The organism is Micromonospora sp. U56 (genome assembly GCF_018070095.1).
GTDB lineage: Bacteria > Actinomycetota > Actinomycetes > Mycobacteriales > Micromonosporaceae > Micromonospora > Micromonospora purpureochromogenes.
The window spans coordinates 13,436-35,852 of the sequence record NZ_JAGPYL010000068.1 but is presented as its reverse complement, the minus strand read 5'-3'; the positions used below and the strand labels follow the sequence as shown (position 1 = coordinate 35,852).

Annotated in this window: 17 protein-coding genes and 1 pseudogene; 9 read left to right on the top strand and 9 right to left on the bottom strand. The window is 67.9% G+C overall.

All coding sequences use genetic code 11. From position 1 onward, the window contains the following. Positions 1 to 113: 113 nt before the first annotated feature. Together KBX37_RS21670 and KBX37_RS21665 are read right to left on the bottom strand one after the other, a co-directional pair. On the bottom strand, positions 114 to 995 hold the full coding sequence (locus KBX37_RS21670) for a CHAT domain-containing protein (protein WP_210777750.1): 882 nt from the start codon (positions 993 to 995) through the stop codon (positions 114 to 116). A 333-nt stretch (positions 996 to 1,328) separates the two neighbouring features. After that, positions 1,329 to 1,943, bottom strand: coding sequence for a mobilome CxxCx(11)CxxC protein (locus tag KBX37_RS21665; RefSeq protein ID WP_210777749.1), 615 nt, complete (start codon positions 1,941 to 1,943; stop codon positions 1,329 to 1,331). A 369-nt stretch (positions 1,944 to 2,312) separates the two neighbouring features. Here KBX37_RS21665 and KBX37_RS21660 point away from each other — a divergent pair, with 369 nt between their 5' ends. Beyond that, positions 2,313 to 2,708: a hypothetical protein gene (locus KBX37_RS21660; RefSeq protein ID WP_210777748.1), complete on the top strand. Its 396-nt coding sequence runs from the start codon at positions 2,313 to 2,315 to the stop codon at positions 2,706 to 2,708. Positions 2,709 to 2,992: 284 nt separating this feature from the next. Here the strand turns inward: KBX37_RS21660 and KBX37_RS21655 are convergent, their stop codons facing one another. Then, a complete protein-coding gene (locus KBX37_RS21655; RefSeq protein WP_210777747.1) occupies positions 2,993 to 4,204 on the bottom strand; it encodes a site-specific integrase in 1,212 nt (403 codons plus the stop codon). A gap of 3 nt (positions 4,205 to 4,207) precedes the next feature. Next, a complete protein-coding gene (locus KBX37_RS21650; protein WP_210777746.1) occupies positions 4,208 to 4,417 on the bottom strand; it encodes an AlpA family transcriptional regulator in 210 nt (69 codons plus the stop codon). Positions 4,418 to 5,203: 786 nt separating this feature from the next. On the opposite strand from KBX37_RS21650, the gene KBX37_RS21645 reads away from it, so the two are divergent. Beyond that, the gene (locus KBX37_RS21645; protein WP_210777745.1) at positions 5,204 to 5,647 is read left to right on the top strand and encodes a hypothetical protein; all 444 of its coding nucleotides are present in this window, start codon (positions 5,204 to 5,206) and stop codon (positions 5,645 to 5,647) included. A 274-nt stretch (positions 5,648 to 5,921) separates the two neighbouring features. On the opposite strand, the gene KBX37_RS21640 is transcribed toward KBX37_RS21645, so the two are convergent. Then, positions 5,922 to 6,509 (bottom strand): bacterial transcriptional activator domain-containing protein, encoded by a 588-nt coding sequence (locus KBX37_RS21640; RefSeq protein WP_247658631.1) that lies wholly within the window; start codon positions 6,507 to 6,509, stop codon positions 5,922 to 5,924. A 401-nt stretch (positions 6,510 to 6,910) separates the two neighbouring features. Next, entirely contained in the window at positions 6,911 to 7,408 is a 498-nt protein-coding gene (locus KBX37_RS21635) for a hypothetical protein (protein WP_210777744.1), read from the bottom strand. Between the two features lie 88 nt (positions 7,409 to 7,496). Between KBX37_RS21635 and KBX37_RS21630 the strand changes: the two are divergent. Next, positions 7,497 to 8,117, top strand: a pseudogene (locus KBX37_RS21630) (transposase); the annotation flags it as partial. A 617-nt stretch (positions 8,118 to 8,734) separates the two neighbouring features. Here the strand turns inward: KBX37_RS21630 and KBX37_RS21625 are convergent. Next, positions 8,735 to 11,377, bottom strand: a complete 2,643-nt coding sequence (locus KBX37_RS21625) for a hypothetical protein (RefSeq protein ID WP_210777743.1) — start codon at positions 11,375 to 11,377, stop codon at positions 8,735 to 8,737. Beyond that, positions 11,374 to 12,855, bottom strand: a complete 1,482-nt coding sequence (locus KBX37_RS21620) for a hypothetical protein (protein WP_210777742.1) — start codon at positions 12,853 to 12,855, stop codon at positions 11,374 to 11,376. Before KBX37_RS21620 ends, KBX37_RS21625 begins: the two co-directional genes overlap by 4 nt. An 843-nt stretch (positions 12,856 to 13,698) precedes the next feature. On the opposite strand from KBX37_RS21620, the gene KBX37_RS21615 reads away from it, so the two are divergent. Continuing rightward, positions 13,699 to 14,880, top strand: a complete 1,182-nt coding sequence (locus KBX37_RS21615; RefSeq protein WP_247658635.1) for an ISL3 family transposase — start codon at positions 13,699 to 13,701, stop codon at positions 14,878 to 14,880. Positions 14,881 to 15,039: 159 nt separating this feature from the next. Here KBX37_RS21615 and KBX37_RS21610 read toward each other — a convergent pair whose 3' ends face one another. Beyond that, entirely contained in the window at positions 15,040 to 16,134 is a 1,095-nt protein-coding gene (locus KBX37_RS21610) for a LacI family DNA-binding transcriptional regulator (protein ID WP_247658630.1), read from the bottom strand. A 258-nt stretch (positions 16,135 to 16,392) separates the two neighbouring features. Here KBX37_RS21610 and KBX37_RS21605 point away from each other — a divergent pair, with 258 nt between their 5' ends. The 5 genes from KBX37_RS21605 to KBX37_RS21585 are packed head-to-tail and all read left to right on the top strand — an operon-like array spanning position 16,393 to position 22,400. After that, positions 16,393 to 17,658 carry an ABC transporter substrate-binding protein gene (locus KBX37_RS21605; RefSeq protein ID WP_307849150.1) on the top strand — a complete coding sequence of 422 codons (1,266 nt, stop codon included), beginning with the start codon at positions 16,393 to 16,395 and terminating at the stop codon, positions 17,656 to 17,658. 12 nt (positions 17,659 to 17,670) lie between these two features. After that, entirely contained in the window at positions 17,671 to 18,624 is a 954-nt protein-coding gene (locus KBX37_RS21600; protein ID WP_210777739.1) for a carbohydrate ABC transporter permease, read from the top strand. After that, positions 18,617 to 19,405, top strand: coding sequence for a carbohydrate ABC transporter permease (locus tag KBX37_RS21595; protein ID WP_307849149.1), 789 nt, complete (start codon positions 18,617 to 18,619; stop codon positions 19,403 to 19,405). Before KBX37_RS21600 ends, KBX37_RS21595 begins: the two co-directional genes overlap by 8 nt. Positions 19,406 to 19,443: 38 nt before the next feature. Next, positions 19,444 to 20,571 carry a glycoside hydrolase family 99-like domain-containing protein gene (locus KBX37_RS21590; RefSeq protein WP_210777738.1) on the top strand — a complete coding sequence of 376 codons (1,128 nt, stop codon included), beginning with the start codon at positions 19,444 to 19,446 and terminating at the stop codon, positions 20,569 to 20,571. Between the two features lie 2 nt (positions 20,572 to 20,573). Then, positions 20,574 to 22,400, top strand: a complete 1,827-nt coding sequence (locus KBX37_RS21585) for a glycoside hydrolase family 2 protein (RefSeq protein WP_210777737.1) — start codon at positions 20,574 to 20,576, stop codon at positions 22,398 to 22,400. Positions 22,401 to 22,417 lie beyond the last annotated feature (17 nt).

The following is a 22,417-nucleotide window of genomic DNA, read 5'->3' as shown; positions in this document are numbered from 1 at the left end:
GTCAAGGTCGTTCAGCCGCTGGGTGCTCCACCTTGACCGGGCAGGCCCCACCCGCTCCACGGTGTGCGGACGAAGGCCGACGGGATGGCTCGGGCGACACTAATCAAGGCGCGTTACGGCGAGGGCTTGACCAGGATGAGGCGCGCTGGATCTACACCGGGCGCGGCCTTCAAGGTGGGAAGGTCTGCACCGGAGATGCCGCGGATCTCCAGGTCCACCCTGGAAAGTGCTAAGGCACTGGCGACGGATTGCCCCTCTGCTATTGCTGCGTAGAATCGAGCAGCAAACCTGATTGCTGCAGTGTCCTTGATCCTGTCACTCATGCCTACGGCGACTGACGTTACCTCCGCCAGGGCTTCCAGCTGCGTCTCAGACTTGCATGCGTTCAGTACCACTAGCCGTGGAGGCTGGTCCACCGCCTTCAGGGCGGTGACGAAGGTCGCGGCGGTCATCGTCGTTCCCACCGCTAGCGCAGTGCCACTGTCAAAGCTCAGCATTGATTCGTTGCCGTGTCCAGAGAAGTGGATAACGTGAGGCCGGAACCGAGTCAATCCGTCCAGTAGATCGGTACCCGTTGCGGCAGGCATCGGCTCGATGGCGACCACATCCCGATGGGTGGCTGCCCGCACCGCCTCCTTTACGTCCCGCACTTCCTTATCCACTCGTAAGTCACCCAACGGGGAGGCTGTCAAGTAGAGAATACGTAGGGGTTCGGCCGCTTGGGACGCGCTGGATGGCGTGTACTTCTGTGCCTTGATGATGTCGGCTTCGATGTGAGAGCCGGTAGAGAAATGCCTGGGTGCTTGATGGTGCGTAACATCCGTTACTCGGTGCAGCAACACCTTGCCGCTGGTGATTTTCTGCTCAATCAGATCGCCCTCTTCGACGTCTGCGTCGATATCGAAGAACGCTTTCCCTTTCTGGACGGATGCAAGCACCTCCGTGCGGGTCTGCCCATCCGACGTATCGCGAATAACCGTGACCGTTGATCCCATTTGGCTAAGCATGGATAAGAATGACATAAATCCTCGCGCTTTTTGGATTGTGGGCCAGCCACTGCTGGGGAAGAGGTCTGAGAGTAGTCGATCGGACAAGCCTTGGCGGAGGCCGATCTCTGGCCTTTATCGGCCGCAGCAAGCGCAGGTACTGCCCAATGGGCCAGTGTTGACACGGATAACGCGCTCCGCCTCCGTAATCGAGAATGAGCGGCTCTTGTCGCCACGCAGCACGTCGTTCATTTCTGTTATGAGATCGTTCTGTTGGGCCTGATTGAGGTTGAGAAAACCTCGCAAGACCTGCGCCGTGGCCGCATCCATGGTGTCCTCCGCTTAGATAGCTCGATTTTTGAAGTCGCCGCACACGCCGCAGGTTGAAGGCTTGATTGAGGTTGGAACCTCCCCGCAGCCGGCGCATTTACGGCCCCGATCCCTGAGGGCGGACCGATGACCTCGCCGTTTTTCCTGGTCAGTCACTCCATGCGTGTAGTCTTGTGCCCGACGTGCAGTGTCTCTGGCCTTAAGGGCTACGTACCGTTGCCGAAGCTCGTCCAGTTCTAGCGGCTCGTTGGCTAACTCTTCAAGCTCCTGCGCGATTTGGCTGTTGTCGACAAGTGACGCTGCCGAGTAACCGTATTCCTCCACCCAGGTTGCAACGACTGACCATAGTGAGATGACGAGCTGGACAAGTCCAACTAGCGCGCCGATGGCGACCGCGAGATGCAGGAACCGAAACCCGGCGCCGTAAGCCAGGGCTAGCCCGCCCACGACTATCGGAACCGCAAGCGCTACAAAGGTGAGCAATTGCAAACGGCGCTTTAGCTTTTCCGCGCGATAGCCGAAAATGGCCGCAGTCGCGGAGGCGTAGAATGCGCGGTCCCAGATCTCCACCTTGATCGCCTTGATGAGGTCTTCCCGGTGTTCCTCACTAGCACGAGACTCACTCATCCGTACTTCTCTCCGTCGACCAGCCGACAGGCTAGTGGGTGGCGACGCAACACCATACCCTGTCAGAGCTCTATTCCGGGGGCTTCGGGCGAGCGTGGCGGCGTGTTGATGCGGAACTTCCATGCCGATCTAGGGTAAATCCGGCGAGGTCGCGGACTCGAGGTGAAGCAGCTCAGCAGCGGAGTACCCACGGTGACTGCCATCGGACTGACGACTATCGGCGCAAGCCGGAGTGACCGCAGGCGCACTTGCCCGGTTTGATCGACTGCGCCAGCAACCTGAATCAATACCGCTGGAAGTGGTGGGCGACGAACCCGACGGGGCAAGGGATCTTCACGTCTCGCGCTCGGGTCGGTACTCTTCGCATCCATGGCGTCTCGGGACAAGTCGAAGCTGTGGCGTTTCTGGGGCTACGGCGTGCTTGCTGTGCTCCTCCTGTCCCTCGGCAGCAACGCGGTCGGTCCAGGCGTCTACGCAGCTCTCGTCGGCCTGTTGCTCTTCTTCGTCCTCTTCCAGGCCCCGGTCTACTGTGGGGCGATCAACCGGAGGCGCGCTGGCGTCGTCGAGTTCTGCCGCAACAACTCGGCGGGGCTGATCCTGGGCTGCCACCTCCGGCAGCACAAGTGGCAGAAGTTTGGGCGCGACTGGTGGTCCCTCGGATGGCGAGAGAAGAGCAAGGGCATCTGGACGGGAGCCCAAGCGAAGCTGGCGACTCTCAGCTTCGTCATCGGTACGGTGACTGGCGTCATCGGCGTCTTCAAGTAGGCCGCCTCTCGACATGGCGGCAGTACAGCAACGGAGTACAGCAACCGACGACACCAAGCGGAACCACGACGACCACTATCGGGCCGTCGATCAGCGGTGCGAGCCGAACGAGGCTGCGTTGCCGATCTCTGGGGGTCAAGGGGTCGTCGGTTCGAATCCGGCCGTCCCGACAGACAAAAAGCCCTGACCAGCGGAAATGCTGGTCAGGGCTTTGACTTTCTTCTATGAAGTTTTGAACCGCCCCCCGAAAACCCCCCATTTACCGGGGTCGGCAACCAGGTTTGTCATCCATGTGCATCGTTGGGCACGCCGGGTGCGGGACGCCCATTGCGGTCGGCACCGAGTCGTTCAAGGATCTCGGAGACGTCTGGGGCTTGGACGGGCTTGGCGATGTAGTAGGTGTCGGTCACCTCTTCGCTGGAGTGCCCAAGCTGCGCCGACGCGCTCTTGGTATCCGTCTCCTCCTTGATGAGGGTGGCCACGGTCTTGCGGAAGGTGTGGGGGGTGACCCAGGAGAGGTCGGTGTCGGCGCGGGCTTGGCGCCACTGACGGCGGACGTTGTTGGGCGAGAGCCAGGTGCCGCGTCGGGAGGCGAAGATCGCGTCATGCGGGTTGTCGGCGGCGACGAGCTTGCGGGCCAGGAGCATGCCGACGGCGAACCGGGGCAGGACGATCATCCGGTAGCCGGCGTCGCTCTTGGTCCATGGTTGGCGGAAGAATCCCTGGCCTTTGACGAAGACCAGAGTGCCGCAGATCGTCAGGGTGGGGCGTTCGGCGGCGAGGTCCAGGTCTTCCCAGCGCAGGGCGAGGATTTCACCGATGCGGGCGCCGGTGGCGAGCATGAGGTCGACGATGTCGGCCAGGTCGCCGGTGTGCCGAGGTCCGGGCTTGCCGGGGACCGGTCGCTGCCAGTCGCGGATCGCCGTACGGACGGCCTGGAGGTTTTCATCGGTAAGGGCGACGACCTTGCGGCGAGGTTTGCGTAGTCGGCCGGTGTCGCGTACGGGGTTGGTCGGGATCGCGCCGTGGCGTACGGCCAGAGCGAACATCTGGCTCAGGACGACCTTCGCGCCTTTGGCCGCCGAGGGACGGTCCTTGGCGATGTCGCGCAGGAACCGGTCCAGGCGGCCGACGCTGGCTTCTCGGATTCGGAGGTTGCCGAGGGCGGGCAGGATCGCGGTACGCACGCTGGTCTCGTATCGCTGGATGGTCTGTGGTGCTATCCGTTCCTCGGTGGTGATCTCTTCGATCCACAGTTCGGCGAGTCTGCTGACGCGGGTCTCCCTGGTGATCTCGTCGTCGTTGGGGGTGGTGCGGTCGCGCAGCTTGACCTTCAGCGCCCGTTCCGCGGCTGGGCCGGTGGTGTCGGTGGCCTCGATGTCGCGGGTCTTGCCGTCGTAGTCGCGGAACCGGGCTCGTGCGCGGAACCGATTGGGTCCGAGTTTCTGGGTGCGGATCTTGCCCCAGGTGCCGATGGGCAGTTCAGGTCGGGCCATGGATCAGCGCTCCGCGTCGGTGTGGTCGTCGAGCCAGCGCTCGACCTCGCTGCGCCGGTAGCGAAGGGTGTTGCCGACTCGGATGGCGCGCGGTCCCTTGCCTCGGCTGTGCCAGGCGTAGAGGGTGTTCTTGGGCTTGCCCAGCCAGGCGGCGACGTCATCGATGGTCAGTAGAGGGTCTGGCCGCCATTCGGAGGCGGCTGAGCCGTTCATCGCCGGCCTAACGTGTTGGGCGAACCGGCCTGCCGGCGGGGCGTGGCGCGGCCGGCAGATTGCCGGTGGCCGCTCGCGTCTGACGGCACGGATCCGGGGGCGGGTCGGGGGTGGGGCGGGCATGAATCGGGTGTCCTTTCAGGTTCCCAACCTGGCTGGGACCGGTGGTCGATGGCGCTGCCGTTGCGATGCACCGTCGCGGTATTTGTCAGCTGTGGACGTCTATCCACCCGTTGCCGTCCTAAAGTGTCAAGCCTGTCGTTGATCTCTGTGGTGGTGAGACTCTGCCGACGCTGCGGCCCGTGCAGGCGGGCAGCCTTGCCCCGACCCTCCAAGCCGCAGGCCGGTGGATTAGGGGCGCCCACGGAGTCTTCGCCTGGCGATTGTGAGATATCGCGTGATTTCGCACGGGGCTCAGGTGCGCAGGAGTGTGTTGACCAGGTTGCAGTACTCATCCGCTTGGTCTGGTCGAGATTGATGCAAGTTTGGAAATTCTGAAGCGTTTCCATGGTGTGTGGCCTTTCGGTGAAGTTGGTGAAAGCGAGGTGCTCGGGTTGGCGCTGGCTGCGGTGCGCGATATGCGGGAGTGCCGCATATCCGCCAGGGCGGCCAAGTGAAGGAATCAGGACCGACGTATTGGTCGGATCCGATGGCACGGGCGCCGGCCGGGCTGGCCGACGAGACAGTCCCGTCATCGGTCGGTTGGAGCGGTACGGGCCCGGCTTGGTCGAGGCTGTGTACAACCGGCGGTGGATCGCCGTGGGAGCAGGGGAGTACGGTCGCCGTGTGCCGGAGGAGATCACGTTGCGGCTGGACCGCACGACCGCTGAGGACTTGTACGCGGCCATGTCGACGCTCGGTGAACACGTCGCGGCCGGCATGCCTATTGCGGCCCCAAGTAGGGGTGAAGCCGAACGGCTGGGCGTGTTTCTGCGGGATCTGGGCCACTCGATCGGCCGCCGCTGCTCGCCGTCTTGCGAACACGTTCTTGTTCGATCTCGTCGGCGTGCCGATACCGAGTCGCGTCGAGCTGCCATCAATGGCGTGGCGGCTTACCTCGAGGATGAGGAGGCGGAGGTCTACAACATCGCGGACGTGGCCGTGCGCCAGGACGCGATGGGCCTGGCCCTGAACCTCATCGCGCTGGACGCGACGGCTGTGGCCGCGTTGGCCATAGCCACCGGTGATACCCCTGGGGATGCGCTGCGGTCGATGCAGCCCGAGGTCTGAAACCCTTGCAGGATGGCTCCGAGGGGTGGTGACCTTGCTTTGTTGGCCTGATTTTCATCGGTTGCCGTTCTTTTGCGGGCTTGGTTGCTTAAATGCTGGATAGCCCGCAGGGCAAAGCTCTGCGGGCTATCCATCCGTTGCTATGTGCGGGATATGGCGCATGGCGAGGCCCCACCGAGAACAAGGTCTCGGCGGGGCCCCGGCTGGTGGTGTAGCGCCGACGGCCGGTGGAGCCTGCTGCCCGCGGTCGGTGGTCGCGCGGGGATCGGTCGTGTTAGCGGCTGGGCGAGGCGGCGTCGTTCCTGATGGTCGCCGTCGTGGGTGCGTCGGTGGGATGCAGGCCCGCCTCGATGAGACGCCGGGTGAAGTCCGTGCGCGTCTTTGTGGCCGTGTCGTGGTCGCCGAGGGTGGTGAGGGTGTGGGTGACGCGGGTGTGTAGGTCGGTGTTGTAGGGGTCGATGCGGGTGGCGGCTTGCAGCAGTGTGAGGGCGCGGTGGGGGTCGGGTTCGGTGTCGGCGAGGGCGACGTAGGCGTCGATGACGTTTCGGCGAGTGCGTTCTCGGAGGGGGTCCAGCCAGGGCCAGCGGCGTCCGGCGGCGAGGTCGCCGGGGTAGGCGTCGATGATGGCTTGCCAGGCGGTGGTGGTGTGGGTGACGGCGGTGGCGGCGTGGCGGACCGCGGTGTGTAGGTGCCACAGGTCGACGTCGATGAGGGTGGGGTTGAGGCGGTAGCGGTCGTCGGTGTGGTCGATGACGTTGAGTCCGCAGGCCGTTCGGATGCTGCCGCGTAGCTCGCTGAGGGTGGTGTAGAGCCTGCCGGGGAGTGAGTGGCGGGGCAGGCCCGGCCAGATGGCGTCGGTCAATTGCGGGGTGTCGGCTCCGTGGGGGTGGGTGGCGAGGAAGACGAGGATTTGGAGGGCGGCGCTGCGGCGGGCTCAAGAGTGAAGGGGGTGCCGCGCACCAGTATCTGGAGATGGTCCTGACGGACTGACGCCGCCCACCCGGAGAGGCTCCAATTGACCCGGCCATCGGACCGCTGTCCTGCTCATGCTGCTTGGCTGGGTGCAGCGGGATGCTTTACCCCTATCGTCGTAGTGGTCGCCGGTCAGGAGCCGTGAGGCCAGCGCCAGCGGAGCTCACTTTCCGGGCGGGCCCGGCTTCCACCGGCGGTCGGGTGCTTGTACAGCTCGATTGGGCCTTCTCGAGTATTGGGGGCCAGATCACGCCGTCTGGCTGGGATCTGCGGTGGGTCGGCCGACCCACGCTAGATGCTGTGGGGCCACCCGGTCGTTCTCGCGGTGACGCCCTCTGAGGATGCCGACCGCGTTCTGCCCTCCACAACCTGCAGCCCCGTCGTTGCGTCCACCAGCGATCGGTCGACCAGTATCGGCCACCGTTTCCACGTGCCGTGCGTCGCCCAGCACAGGGAGACACCCGCGTGGACGCCGTGCTGGCGAACGCTGATCCAGTGGTTAGGGTCCGCGGCGTACTCATCGATGCAGGAGCCGTCCGAACGTCCTGTCGGCATCGCAAGGAACTCCTGCGTCGCAATGGCCTCGACGGTCCAGGCCACTGCGCTGAGATTTAGATCGCCGTAGTCGCGGAGGAACGCGCCGTTGTCCCCGTGGTCGTACAGCCATTGCTCCAGCACGTCGTCCGGCCACCCGAGTCCACTGACCAGCGGGTGGTACCGGAACGCATGGAACCCGGACAGGTTTTCCCGGTAGGACCGGGAGATCGGGGCGATGTCTTGCAGGCGCACGGTTGTCATTCTGGACGGCCCAGACCCCGCCCTCCAAACCACTCCTTTCCGGCTGCAGACGGTGCCCTGGCCATCTCCACGGCTTTGGGCCCGAGCCTGGAACCGTCTGCACCCCCGGCTGACCCACCGATCCTCCTGGAACAGCTCAGCCAAGGTGCTGCCGGTCATCGAGGGAACGGTCATCCGCTTGCAGGTCGAGCACCTGCCCAGCGGTGCGACCCCGAAGCCGGTGTGGCTGTGGTGGTCCGGCGTTGACCCCACCGAGGCTGACGTCGACCGGCTCTGGCAGACCTTCCTGCGCCGCTTCGAGATCGAGCACACGTTCCGCCTGTTCAAACAGACTCTCGGCTGGACCTGCCCGAAGATCCGCACCGCACAGGCAGCCGACCGCTGGACCTGGCTGATCCTCGCCGCTTACACCCAGCTCCGCCTGGCCCGCGCCGCAGCCGCCGACCTGCGCCGCCCCTGGGAGAAACCAGCACCACCGCAGCGCCTGTCACCCGCTCGAGTTCGGCGAGGATTTCGGCACCTGCGCGCGAAGACCGCCTGCCCCGCCGGCGCACCGAAACCCTCCCGACCAGGACCCGGACGGCCACCCGGCCGCCGCAACACCCAACCCACGCCGCGTCACGACGTCCACACCGCCACGAAGAGACCAGCCACGAAGAAAACGAGCCCTACGAATCCCCGCCCACGCCGAACAGGGTAAAGATCAAGCTAGGCGAGCAGCACTTGTGCTCGCTTGCTGGCTTCAACGTCATCACGCGGTACGGGCAACTCTTGTCGGTCAGCAGCGTGTACGCCCTGATGGCGCGTTCAGCGTAGTCCCGGGCCTGCTCGGCCGGGGTCATACCCCTGCCCACGTCGCGAAACAGCGCACCGTAGAACGTGGAGCAGAAGGCCCGCTCTCGTGCCAACCAATGAGCGCAGAGGTGCCGATGTAGGTCACTTCACCCTGTAGGCAGTCCTGCACCGCCTTCTGCCACACGCCGGTGCCCGTCTTGCAGCCGTCCGCGATGATGGCGCCCGCTGGAGATGCCCCAGCTCTGGTCTGCCGCAGCTTCGCCCAGATCCTCAAGCGAGATGCTGACCGTGCCGTCCGAGCCGATCAACATCGGAGTGACAGCGTGGTCGCCATGAGCCATCACATGCAGGACGTCGCAGGATGCAGCGAAGCAGGTAAGCACCGTCTCGGGGTCTCGCGACCGCACGAAGCCGATGTCCAGAACGCGTTCTTCGCACCCCCGTTGATGTTTTGCAGGGTCACGCCCTGCACACGTGGCAGTCCGACCGGGCACGGCAGGGGCCACCGTCGTGCTGGTGACGTCAGGATTTCAGGCCGGCGGCCGTGGCGGCGAGGTCCACACCGAGCAGCTGGCCCAGCTCGCTTACCTGCGGAGGTGGGGTGCGCAGCGGACGACGGGTGCGGGCCCCGGAGGGGGGCCCGCCCACCGCACCGGCGACGAGGGAGAGCGGCGTACGCACGGAGGACAGCTCGTACACCGACCACATCGCCGTGCGCGAGTCGACCAGCAGCATGATCCGGTCGTCGCAGGCGACCAGCACCGCACGGTTTCCGGTGCAGGCCACCGCCACCGCCGCTCGACCGCTAACCCGCCCCACCGTGGTCACCACGTCGGCGGCGGCCCGCTGCGGGTTGCTGGTGACACCGTCGAGTCGCCAGACACCCTCCTCGAGGCGTACGGCCAGCCCGGCATCGGCGAACGCCGACCGGGCCTCGGCGTACGGGTCGTCCTTGGCGCCGCGCGCGAGCTCGACGGTCTCCCGCAGCGCGGACGCACTCGCCACCACGGCGAACAGGTGCCCCCCGGCCGGCAGCAGCAGAGCCTCGGCCAGCGCGAGGTCGGTCTCGGCCACCCACTCGGCGGCGTCCCGCCAGGCCGCGGTCACCAGCGCGTCCGCGTCCTGGCTGCCGTGCAGCCGCGCGCCTTCCCGCAGGGTCGCCACTACCAGGGCGAGCCACGCGTACAGGTGCGCGAAGGCTTCGGCCGGCAGCTCGTCCAGGGCGTTGTCGTCGGGCACCAGCGCCCACGCCAGCCACCGCAGATCGGTACGCCAGCCGTCGTCGCGCCACATGCCTTCGGCGAGCAGCGTGAGGTACATCGACGCGGCGAGCATCCGCAGGTGCATCGGTGGCAGCGACCCACGGTCGCTGTCCACCGTCGGCGTGCTGACCGCCTCCGCCCACCGGGTGGCGAAGTCCCGGTAGCGGGCCCTCTCGCTCGCGGTCAGCCGGTCGAGGAGGTTGCCGTCCGCCGCAGGGTCGTCGCCCGTCGGCGCGTCGGGCGCGATGTCGGCCTCCTCCTCGGTCGGCTCGTCCTCGCGTACGTCGTCGACGACGAAGCTCGACCGACGGTCGCCCACCGTCGGTGGGCGGCGCGGGAAGACGAGGCGGGACAAATCCGGTCCCAGCACGCGGTCGGAGTCCTCCAGGTAGTCCCGCCAGCGGTCGCTGTCGGTGCGGACGTCGACCCCCTGCCGGTCCGAGGGGGCCGACGGGGTGCGGGGCCGGGGCGGCACGAGCGTGGTCAGCCGTTCCAGGTCGGCGGTAAACCGCGCGGCGAGCGCCGGATCGGTGAACACCTCGATCGCCTCGTAGGGCGTTCCCCGGCCGAGGCGCGGTGCGTCGTCCGCGTCCCGTACCGGTCGGCACCGGGACGGATCGGTGACGAAGACGGCCGCCGACTCCACCCGTACGCCGCCGACGTCGACGACCGTGCGCACCGCGCCACCGGTCACCTCCGTCAGCACGAAGCGGGCCGTGGCCTGGCTGACCGGAATGACGCCCATAGCCTGCCAGGTGCCGGGCTCACCGGAGGGCGAGGTCTCCACCACCACCCGTCCGGTGACCGGGGCGGCCAGCTCCACCAGCAGCGTCCCGTCGACGACGGCGCAGCCCAGCAGGACCGGTGCCGGGCTCCCCGCCACGCTCGTGCTCCGGCCCGCCCGCAGCTGGGCCATCGCCGCCTCACTCGGCTCCTCACCCTCGGGAAGGAGTGACACTGGGTAAGGTGCGAGCACGGCCAGCTCACAGTTGCCGCCGTGCTCGGTGCTGCGCAGCAGCGCCGCGGCGGTGATGTTGGCGCTCCCGGTCAGGCCGTGGGTCACCCCGGCGGGCGTCGTCCACTCGACCACCTTGCCGTGCAGCGCCGGGCCGGCCGCCAGCACCCGGAACTCGCGCTCCACCGCCGGCTCGGTCGCCCGCAGCAGTGCGCCGCCCTCGAACCGGCCGAAGGCGGGCTGCACCGCGACGCGTACCACGTGGGGTTTCATCCGGTCGACGAGCGCGCGCACCGCCGCAGCCTGCGGGTCGTAGAACGGCGCGGCGAGGCGCAGCTCCGCCACCGCGTCGGTGGGCAGGCGACCGAGCAGCGAACCGCGCAGGTTGCCGACCACCCGGACCTGCGACCAGCCCTCATCGACCTCCACCGGGCGCATCCGCCCGGCGACTTCCCGGAGGGTCAGGGCGATCCAGCTCGGTACGGCCACAACCGTAGGCAGGTCCACCAGCCAATCCGCCACATCGTGCAGCAGCCGTGGGCCACGGCCGAGGCGGCTGCGGGCGGTGAGCCACACCTCGCGGTTGTGGCCCCAACCCGAGGCCGTCGGGTTGCCGGAGCCGACTGCCACCCACACGTCGTCGTCGCCGAGCAGGACGGCCAGCTTCGGATGGAACGCGCCCCGGGAGACCGCGTGGCCGTGCTGGTACGCCAGACCCGCGCGCCGCACGTCCACCGGGTCGTGCACCGCCTGCCCAGCGTCGGCCAGCACGGTTATCCGCGCGCCGAGCGCCCGGGCGGTGGGCACCGCGAACCGCTCCAGGAACCCCAGGTCGAGGGTGTACCCGGTGACCAGGAACTCCCGCAGCCGGGCCCCGTCGAACCGGTCCCGCCACCGTTCGAGCAGGCTGAGCGGCGACCGGAACGACCACTGCACCTCGTCGGTCACCGTGCCACGTCCAGCAGGGCCAGTCCGAGCGGGGTAACGGGCTGGTGCACCTCCGGGGTGAGCAGCCCCAGCTGGACGGCGAGCCCGGCGAGCTGATTGATCCGCAGCCCGATGTTGTCCCGGCTCTCCCGAGTGGCCGCCACGTACGCTCCACCGCGTTCGTGCAACCGGCTGGGCATCGACATCGTGCCGCCACGGTGGACCTTCGCCTTGCGCAGCGCCACCCGCCGGGACTGGGCGAGCATGTCGTCGACCAGCTGGCGACCCAGGTCGCGCAGCGGCCAGTCGACGTACTCGGTGCGGCGCTGCGCCACCCACGACGGGTCCAGGTAGGCCCGCCGACGCCCGAGGAAGTAGCGCCGGGCGGTCCCGGTGAGCAGGTCCGCCCGCCGTGCGCCGAGCAGCAGCAGCGCCACCTTGGCGGTAAGCGTCTCGTCCTCCCGCAGGGCCAGTTCCGCGGGGAGCGGATCACCGCGGCCGTCCACGAGGTCGGGCAGCCCCGCCTCCAAACCGGCGACCGTGCCGGCGGGGAGCTGGTCGGCGAACCAGTCGCGCAGGTGCTCCCGGGTGACCGGCCCGTTGCGGTGCACCTCGCCGACCAGGGCGGCCCAGAGGTGACGCCACGCACCCACGGAGTGGTGGCGCAGCAGGACACCCCGCCACGCCTGGGTCCGGTCGTCACCGGCGAGCACCGAGTCCTCACGCGCCGCCGCCCCGTACGCGACGGCCTTCCGGAACGCCGCCACCCAGGTCGGCATGGCCGGGTGCAGCTGGCAGGCGCGGGCGAGGATCCGCAGGGTCGCCCGGCGGGTCTGGTCGTCGCCGGTCCAGTCGTCCGGGTCGTGCCGGCCGGCGACGGTCGCGGTCATCAGCGCGGTCAGCGCGCTGAGGTCCTCGGGCCGGCCGGCCAGCGCCGCCGGCTCCTGCACCCCGGCGTCGCGTTCGGCGATCTCGAACAGCGGGGCGAACATGTCGACGATCGACGGCGGGCAGGGGTGCCGGCCGCTGCGCAGCGCGCCTCGATCCACCGTCACGGTGCCCAACTTGATGCTCGACCCGCCGTACTGGGACCAGAAACCCCAGGCCCGGGGCGAGTAGGACCGCTGGCCCTCACGGTCGGCGACGCTGAACTCGCGGCCCGGCTCCGGGGCGAGCCGGACCAGGGCGTCCACGCCGTGCGCCGGATCCGGACCGTCCGTGCCGGCGGCCCGGGAGATCACCGCGAGCGCCACCTCGGTCCGCCGGATTAGCCACCGGCACCGCTGTTCGTCCAGGCCGGTGGCCTCCGCGTGGGCGGCCAGCGCCCAGTAGAGGGCGTAGTAGCGGGCGTAGTGGCTCAGCGTGGAGACGCCGGGGACCAGGATGTCGACGCCCGCCATGACCGGCGCCTCCACGGCCAACGGGTATCGGCCGGCACGCGCCGTCAGCCCCGGCTCGCCCCAGGCCGGGCCCTCTACGGCGATCGACGGTGCGATCACGGTCAGTGTCCCCTCGCTGACATCTCGCCAGTGTCGTCCGTCCGGACCGCGTATCACATCCGCCGAGCGGGCAACCACTATGGATGGGGGACGGAGCGGCTGCCAGCGGCATCGCCGAGCTGCATGTCCGCGGATGGAGAAAGCCACCGCGAGCACTCGCCGGTCGTCCTGTTGAGGCCGACTGCGGGCAAGGCTTAACTTCGGAACCTACCCTTGAGATGCCAGCGAAGAAGATCCAGATCAGACGCTTTCGGCCGAAGTCAACGGGTTCCTGCTGAACGACCTCGGTGAGCTCCTCGAGGAAGTCGTCGCACCAGCCGCGGGGCAGATACAACTCCCGGTCATGACCGGTTTCTGCCCCGGCCTTGACAACCGTGCCGTCGCTCCAGTTGATGTCCACGGTGTCGCTAGATTTGCGTGAGCTCGAGAGTCGTGCCGAGCGTAATCGGCGGTGGGGCAATGGGTCGTCTCGCCCCACCGACACGAACCCCTTGCCTGCGGTGGCGGGTCGCGACGGGTAGGCGCAGCCTGTTTCTTGATGACGGGACGTCCCCCGACGGTGGGGGAGCGGGGCGCGGTGGAACCCCGCGCTGCGCTGCGACCCGCTGCTCTGGTCCATCCGCCGACGCCGTCACCAAGCCCGAGCCAAGACCAGCCACTACACCCGACAAGCCCTCATCGAGCCATGATCACGATCCCCGGCTGGAGTACTAGCTTCAAGGTCGACGAAGAGCCATGAAGCCATGAAGGACGGCCACCACCGTGCGCGCTACAACCCTACTGAACAAGCTGCTCGACCTACCCGGGGTCGACGTGTCTGGCGGGTCGTTCGACGAGCGGCGGATGCTGGTCGAGGTGCGGCTACGGGCCAGGCGGCTGGCCTGCCCGCTGTGCCCGTTCACGACCCGAGCCCGCTACGACACCCGCCCGGTGCCCTCATCCTGGCAGCACCTGGACTTCGGCACCGCGACCGTGGTGGTGTATGCCGGCCTGCGCCGGGTCGACTGCCCCGAACACGGGGTCCTCGTCGAAGCGGTACCGTTCGCCCGCCACCGGTCCGGGTTCACCCGCGACTTCGAGGACGTCACCGCGTTCCTGGCGACCAAGACCGACAAGACCACCATCGCCCGGTTCCTGCGCATCGACTGGGACACCGTCGGGCGCATCTGTGCACGCGTCGTGGCCACCGACCTGGACGAAGACCGCCTCGATGGCCTGGTCAACCTCGGCGTCGACGAGATCTCCTGGCGAAAGCACCACAAGTACCTCACTCCGGTCACCGATCACACCCGGCGCAAGGTCGTGTGGGGCCAGGCGGGCAAGGACACCGCCACCCTCGACGCGTTCTTCGACGAACTGGGCCCCGACCGGGCCACCGCGATCGAGGCCGTCTCCATGGACATGGGACCGGCGTACGCCAAAAGCGCCCGCGCCGAGGGCCACGCACCCCAGGCAGTCATCTGCATCGACCCGTTCCATGCCGTCAAGCTCGTGACCGAAGCCCTCGACGTCGAACGACGCAAAGCCTGGAACGAGCTCCGCCACGGCGGCAACCCCGCAGCGGCGCGCAAGTTCAAAGGCGCCCGCTGGGCACTGCTCAAGAACCCCGGCAACCTCACCGACGATCAGGCCGCCACCCTGCGCAAACTCAAACGCCGCGGCGGCGACGTCTGGCGCGCCTACACGCTGAAGGAAGCCTTCCGCGCCATCTTCGCCGGCGACCTCGACACCGACACCGTCGCCGAGCTGATCGACCGATGGATCTCCCGAGCCAGCCGCTCCCGCCTGCCCGCGTTCGTCAAGACCGCCAAGACCATCCGAAAGCACCGCGACGGGATCCTCGCCGCGATCCGACTGGGCATCAACAACGCCCGCGCTGAGGGCCTCAACAACGTCGTACGCCTCATCATCCGACGTGCCCGAGGCTTCCACAGCGCCGACGCAGCCCTCGCCCTCGTCATGCTCACCTGCGGACCGATCACCATTCGACTACCCCACGAACAACCCAACATTCGCCCAGGATGACCCACACTCATGCCGGGAGCGCCCCATTTTCACGCATCGTCGACACCTGTTCGCGCTGGTGACGGAGGGAGCTGGCGGGTGAACTGGGCTGACGGGTAACCCATAACTGTTCAGCACAGCGGCAGAACGGGAAACCTGTTCGACAGGTCGGCTTTGCGCTCAAGCTTCGCCGTTCGCCGAGGGCAGCGTATCGGCGCCCACCACCGTGCTGCCGCGCACGATGAGTTCGAAATCGGTCATGACCTCGCGGGGCGGCGCCGGTGACTGGGCGGGCAGCCAGCCTGGGCTGGGCGTCTGTTGCCGGATGCGTTCCTCCAGCAGGTCCAGTGCCACCTGGGCGATCTGGTCGTTCTTCCAGGAGACGGTGGTCAGGCTCGGGTGGCAGTAGCGGCTCTCGTCGATGTCGTCGAATCCCGCCACGGCGATGTCCTCAGGGACGGCGATCGACCGTATCGCCAACGTCTTGAGCGCACCGACCGCCATCTCGTCGTTGAAGCAAACCACCGCGTCCGGCCGGTCCCCCAGTTCCAGCAGTCGGGCCATGGCGCGGGCCCCGTCCGACCGTTGGTAGCCGCTCACCGCGGGCACGTACTCCGGCCGGAAGGTCAGCCCGGCTTCGCGAAGTGCCCGCCGGTACCCGTCGAGACGCAGGTCGGGGGTGCCGCGGAGCGGGGTACCGGTGAGCCCGATGACGGCGATGCGGCGGCGCTGCGTCTCGATGAGGTGCCGGGTCAGCGCCTCGGCGGCCGCGATGTTGTCCGCCGCGACGTGGTCGGCCGGCCCGTCGAAGATCTTCTCGCCGAGGAGGACGAGCGGGCCGCTGGGTTGGAGGGTTGCGAGTTCGGTGGCGGTCAGGCCCTGGACGCTGATGATGACGGCGTCGAGACGCATCGGCGTGAAACCCTCGATCACTCGCCGCTCGCGCTCCGGATCGCCGCGGGTCTCGTCGATCAGCACGCTCCACGACCGCCGCTCGGCGGCCTCGATGATGTAGCCCGCGAGCTCGGCGAAGTACGGGTTCCCGAGCTTTGGTACGGCGAGGGCCAGCACCCCGGTGCGGCCTCGGGCCAAGTTGCGGGCCGAAATGTTGGCGCGGTAGTTGAGCTCCTTCATCGCCTGCAGGACCCGCTCGCGCGTCTGTTCTCGCACGTAGGGGTGGCCGTTGACGACGTTAGAGACGGTCTTGGGGGAGACGCCGGCCAGCTTCGCGACGTCCTCCAGTCGAGCTCGCATCCGATCTCCGCTCTGGTGCAACTATCAGACTCGCACCGGTTGCCTAAATGATAGCCACCTATTTACAGCGCGGTAATCAGCGCTGTAACGTGGCCGCCGTCACGTGCCGGACCCGCCCCCGACCTGGCGATGTTCGCTTCGATCGCCGGCCGGTGTCGCGCCGGGCGCTCCACATACGTCAGATCGAGAGGTGGCGCGATGTTTGCAGGAGGTCATAACCGGGCAGCCGGTGCGCGACGAGTTGTCGCCGCCGCTGTCGCCACCGTCTCGTTGGCGTTGGTGGCAGCATGCGGCGGCGGAGGCGGAGATGGAGGCGGCGGGTCCAGCAGTAAGACGGTCAACTGGTGGGGCTGGGCTCCCGGGAACGATCTTGCCACCAAGTACGTCGCCGCCTTCAACAAGGAACACCCCGACATCAAGGTCGTCTACAAGGAGATCCCGTACGCCGACTACGTCAACGCACTGCGGCTGGGCTTGAGATCCGACTCCGGACCCGACGTCTTCGCGCTGCAACCGGGCGAGATCACCGACCGGTTCGGTCCATCCGGAATGGACCTGACAGCGCGGGCCCGGCAGTCCCTCGGCGCTGACTGGGCATCCACGATCGTGGGGGAAAGCCACACGCAGTTCGCCCGCGACGGCAAGCAGTTCGGCATGCCGGTGCAGCTCAGCGCGTCGGGCATGGTGTGGTACGACAAGACGCTCTTCGACCAGCACGGGCTGAAGCCGCCGACCAACGCCGACGAGCTGCGTAAGGTCTGCGCCGCCTTCGCCAGCCTGTCCGTCGTGTGCATGGCTCAGGGCGCCAAGGATGCCTGGGCCAACATCGACTTCTACATGACACTGGCCGCCGACACCGTCCCGGGCGCGTTCTACGAGGCGGTGGACGGCAAGCGCCCGTGGACCGATCCCGGACTGGTCCGCGCCTTCGAGCTGTGGCGGCAGATGTTCACGGAGGGCATCTTTGGCAAGGGCTCGGCCGGTCTGGCCGTCTATCCCGACACGGTGGGCCAGTTCGCCAACGGCAAGGCCGCAATGATCATGCTGGGCACCTGGCAGGCGGGGTTCATGGACGCTGCCGCGCTCAAGCTCGGCCAGGAGGGCAAGTTCGTGCCGCGGGTGATGCTGCCGGTGGCCTTCCCAGACGTGAACGGTGACGGCCAGCCACCGAAGACCTTCGGTGGCCCCGACTACGGCCTGGCCATCAACAGCCGCAGCGACGCTCAGGACGCCGCCTGGACCTTCGTGCACTGGCTGTCGTCCAACCAGAACGGTCAGAACCTGATCGCGGCCGAGAAGTTCGTCCCGGCCGTGAAGGGCGTGCCGATGGGTGACAGCAACCTGGTGGACCCGCAGACCCAGAAGCCTGCGCTTCAGCAGGTCGTCGACTTTATGGCAAACAGCGAGGGGTACCGGGAGATCCCGTACGCCGAGATCAAGACCGCGCTCGGCGATGCGCTCGCGGCGGTGGCGGTCGGGCGGCAGACGCCCGCGCGGGCCGCCGAGGCTGTCGAGCAGGTCTCCCGCGGGCTCAAGCGGGGCTGAGACATGCCAGCCATGCTTACTCCCACCGAGGTGGGCGGCGCGGAGGCCGCCGCCCACCCGCCCACCCGCCGCGGTCATCCGGGCCGCCGGGTGCGCCCGCCGGCCGTGGGCAACTACCTCTACTTGCTCCCCGCCCTGGTCCTCGTCGGTGGTGTCGTCTACTTCAGCGTCGGGTACACGTTCTGGCTGAGCCTGGTGGAGTGGGACGGGATCAGCCCGCAGGTCGAGTTTGTCGGGATAGACAACTTCACCACCGCCGTGCGCGACCCGGTGTTGTGGATGGCGCTGAAACACAGCCTGATCTTCTCGGTGGCGATCGTCATCCAGATGGCGATCGGGCTGGTGGCGGCGGTGCTGCTGCACTCACGCATTCACGGCCGGACCGTATACAAGGTGATCATCTTCATGCCAACGATGCTGGCGACGGCCGTGATGGCGCCCGTCTTTCGGGAGATCCTGGCCACGGACGGCCCGCTGAACGAGTCTCTTCGCGCGGTCGGCCTCGGCGCCCTGGCCCAGTCCTGGCTGGCCGACCCCGACCTGGCCCTCTACTCGCTGATCGCCATCAACGTGTGGCAGTGGACCGGGCTCAGCTTCATCCTCTACTACGCCGGGCTCACCCAGATCGACCCGGAAATCTACGAGGCCGCCCGCCTGGACGGGGCCGGCAACCGACGCATCCTGCTCAGCATCATCACGCCGATGATGCGCGGCACGCACGTCACCCTGCTCATCCTCGGCGTCATGGGTGTGCTCAAGACGTTCGACGTCGTCTTCCTGGTGACCGGCGGCGGCCCGGCCGACGCCACCGAGTTCCTGCCCACCTACATCTATGAAACGACGATTACCCGGTTCGACGCCGGCTACGGAGCCGCGCTCAGCGTGATTTTGCTGCTCATCTCCCTGGCGTTCACGGTCTGGCAGATGCGCCGGTACCGGATGGGCGGGGAGGTAACCCGTGTTTGAGTTCCGGTCGCTGCCGTCCCGCATCGGCGCGCAACTGCTCGTCACCGTCATCGCGCTGCCGTACCTGTTGCCGCTCGTGGCGATGGTGCGTAGCTCGTTGCGCGGCGACGGGCTGGACAACTACGTCACCGTGCTGCGCGAGCCGAACTTCGCCCAGTTCTTCGTCAACAGTGCGCTGATCGGACTCGGGTCGATCGCGCTCACCTACGTCTGCACGATGCTGGCCGGGTACGCGTTCGCGAAGCTGCGCATTCGGGGCAAGGAGTTCCTCTTCTACGCTCTGCTGGCCACACTCACCCTGCCGGCGGTGATGATCCTGGTGCCGCTTTTCCTGACCGTCCAGCGGCTCGGACTGCTGGACACCTACTGGGCGGTGATCCTCCCGCTGGCCGCCGGGGGCGTGCCGTTCTGCGTGCTCCTGTCCCGCAACTTCCTGGCCGACCTAGACGACTCCATCTTCGACGCGGCCAAGGTCGACGGCTGCGGCACGTTCGCCGTGCTGTGGCGGATCGTGCTCCCACTGAGCCACCCCCTCGCGGCTGTCATCGCCCTGTGGTCGTTCCTGGCCGCCTGGAACGAGTTCCTCCTTCCGCTGCTGTTCTTGCAGGACCCGCAACGGCAGGCGATCACGCAGATCCCCACCTTTTTCTCGTCCTTCTACGGCGGTGACCAAGCGAAGGTGGTCGCAGCGTCGGTCCTGGTTGCCGCGCCGATCCTGCTGCTGTACCTCGGCTTGCAGCGGTTCTTCGAGCGCGGTCTGACCGGCGGCGTCCTCAAGTGACCGCCTCACCCTACGACGATCGAAAGGCATTCGTACGCATGGCTAACATCGAGCCGGCGGGGCGCCCGGAAGTCGCGGTCTTCTACTTCCCTTCCTGGCACGCCGACCCGCGCAACGACCGGTGGAAGCACCCGGGCTTCACCGAGTGGGAACTGGTCCAGGCCGCGCGGCCGCGGTTCGCCGGGCACCGCCAGCCCCTGGTGCCCGAGTGGGGGTACGTCGACGAGAGCGATCCGGACATGTTGGCCCGGACCACCCGGGTCGCGGCCGAACATGGGGTGGATGCATTCCTGTTCGATTGGTACTGGTACGAGGACGCCGACTTCCTCAATGGCGCGTTAGATCGGGGCTACCTTGCCCGTCCGGATCAGCCCGTCCGGTTCGCGCTGCATTGGGCCAACCACGACTGGACCGACGTATTCCCGGCGAAGGTCGGCGAGGAGCCCACGCTCCTGGCACCGGCGAAGGTCACCCCGGACGAGTTCGTCGCTCTCTCCAACCACCTGCTCGAGCGGTACCTGTCCCACCCCCGGTACTGGCGGGTCGCCGGCGGCGCCTACTTCTCCTGGCACCAGTTCGGGCTGTTCGTCGACTGGATGGGCGGCTGGGCGCAGGTCCGTGAGGTGCTGGCCGACTTCCGCGCCCGGGCCCGCCGGGTTGGCGTCGGCGAGCTGCACCTGACCTGCGTGGGCGGCGTCTCGCTGACCGACGGCGACGGCGAGCGGCTGCGCGAGGCCGGGGTGGACAGCTTTACCCCCTACAACTGGCTGCACGTCCTACCGCTGGACCAGGGCCTGTCCGTGCCGTACGCGCAGTGGCGGGAGCGCGCCCAGCGGTCGTGGCAGACCGAGCCGGCGCAGCTGTCGGTGCCGTACGCCCCGAACGTGACAATGGGCTGGGACTCCACGGCCCGCGTTGACCAGGCCGACGAACTGGTGGTGAGCACCTGGCCCAGGCTACCCGTCGTGGTCGACAACACCGCCGAGCAGTTCGGCGCCGCGGTCCAGGATGCGGTGCGCCTGGCCCGCGACAGCGGCGCTCCCTACCTCACCGTCAACGCCTGGAACGAGTGGACCGAGGGCAGCTACCTCGAACCCGAGGTGACGACCGGCTACGCCTACCTGCACGCGCTGCGGGCGGCGACGTCGGCGACCGGAGAACGGTGAGCATGGCCGACGCGACGCTTCATCCGCGCCCGCGGCTGACCCGGCCTGACTGGTGCGACCTGACCGGGCTGTGGTCGTTCCGCTTCGACGACGACGATCGGGGCCTGGACGAACAGTGGTACGCCGCCGACGTCCCGTTCGACCGGGAAATCATGGTCCCGTATCCGCCCGAGTCCAAGCAGTCCCAGGTGCACGACCCGGGCGACCACCCGGTCCTGTGGTATCGCCGGACGTTCGGCCCGCTGGCGCCCGGCCACCAGCGGGTGATCCTGCACTTCGGGGCGGTCGACCACCACGCGCAGGTGTGGGTCAACGGGCACCTGGCCACAGAGCACGAGGGCGGGCACACCCCTTTCTCGGTCGACGTAACCCATTTGCTCGAGCCCGGCGATGAGCAGGTGCTGGTGGTCCGTGCCGCAGACCGGCTCGGCGACGTGGGGCAGCCGCGCGGCAAGCAGGACTGGCGGCTGGAGCCGCACAATGTGTGGTACCACCGCACCACCGGCATCTGGCAGCCGGTGTGGCTGGAACACGTGCCGGACCTGCACATCACCGACGTCCAGTGGACGCCGCACCTCGAGTACGCGGCAGTCACGGTCCAGGTCACCGTGAACCGGCCCCCCGATCCCGGGACCTCGCTGGAGCTGACCCTCACCTGCCGTGGCGAGGTGCTAACCAGCCAGGCGGTGCCCTGCGCCGACCAGGACGTGGAGACCGTCGTGGCGATCCCGGCCGGCCGACACGACCAAGACCTCGATGGCATCCTATGGTCGCCCGAGACCCCGGCGCTCATCGATGCCACGATTCGCGTGCGGGGGCGCGGCGAGACCTCCGCCGCCCCGGTCGACGAGGTGCGCAGCTACTTCGGGTACCGCAGCGTCGGCGTCGACCGCGGCCAGTTCCTGCTCAACGGCCGGCCCTACTTCCTGCGGATGGTGCTGGAGCAGGGGTACTGGCCCCAGTCGCATCTGGCCGCCCCGGACGCCGCTGCGCTGTACCGGGAGGCGTCCCTGATCAAGGAACTCGGCTTCAACGGCCTGCGGATGCATCAGAAGGTCGAGGACCCTCGGTTCCTGCACGCATGCGACCGGCTCGGCCTGTTGGTCTGGGCCGAAATGCCAAGCGCCTACACGTTCTCGGCCCGCTCATTGGCCAGAATCACCCGAGAGTGGATCGAGGTGGTGGCCCGGGACCGCAGCCACCCCTGCATCGTCGCCTGGGTGCCGCTCAACGAGAGCTGGGGGGTCCGCTGGATCGCCAGCCGAGACGACCAGCGGTCGTTCGCGGCGGCGCTGTACCACCTGACCCGCGCGCTCGATCCCAGCCGGCCGGTGGTGGCCAACGACGGCTGGGAGCACGGAGTCGGCGACATCATCGGCGTCCACGACTACGCGTCCACCGGCGCGGAACTCGCCGAGCGGTACGGCGACCGGCGGGCAGTCGAGGCCACTGTGGCCGGCTGGGGACCCGGATCCGCGCGGATCCTGCTGCCACCCGCAGAACTGGCCGGGCGACCGGTGATGGTCACCGAGTTCGGCGGCATCGGCTTCACCCCGCACGAATCCCCCGATCACGTCATGTACTCGCGTGCCGGAGACGGCAACGACTTCCTGCGCCGGCTGCGGGATCTACTCGGCGCGTTGGACCGCAGCCCGGTGCTCGCCGGCTTCTGCTACACGCAGCTCACCGACACGGAGCAGGAGATCAACGGCCTGCTCACCGCGGAACGCCGGCCCAAGGTGCCGGCCGCGGCGATCCGCGCCGTGGTGTCCGGTCACGGTGAGCCGCCAAACATCCACGACCACGACGAACCAGGAGTGCCGCGATGACAGCGCACGAAGCTGAC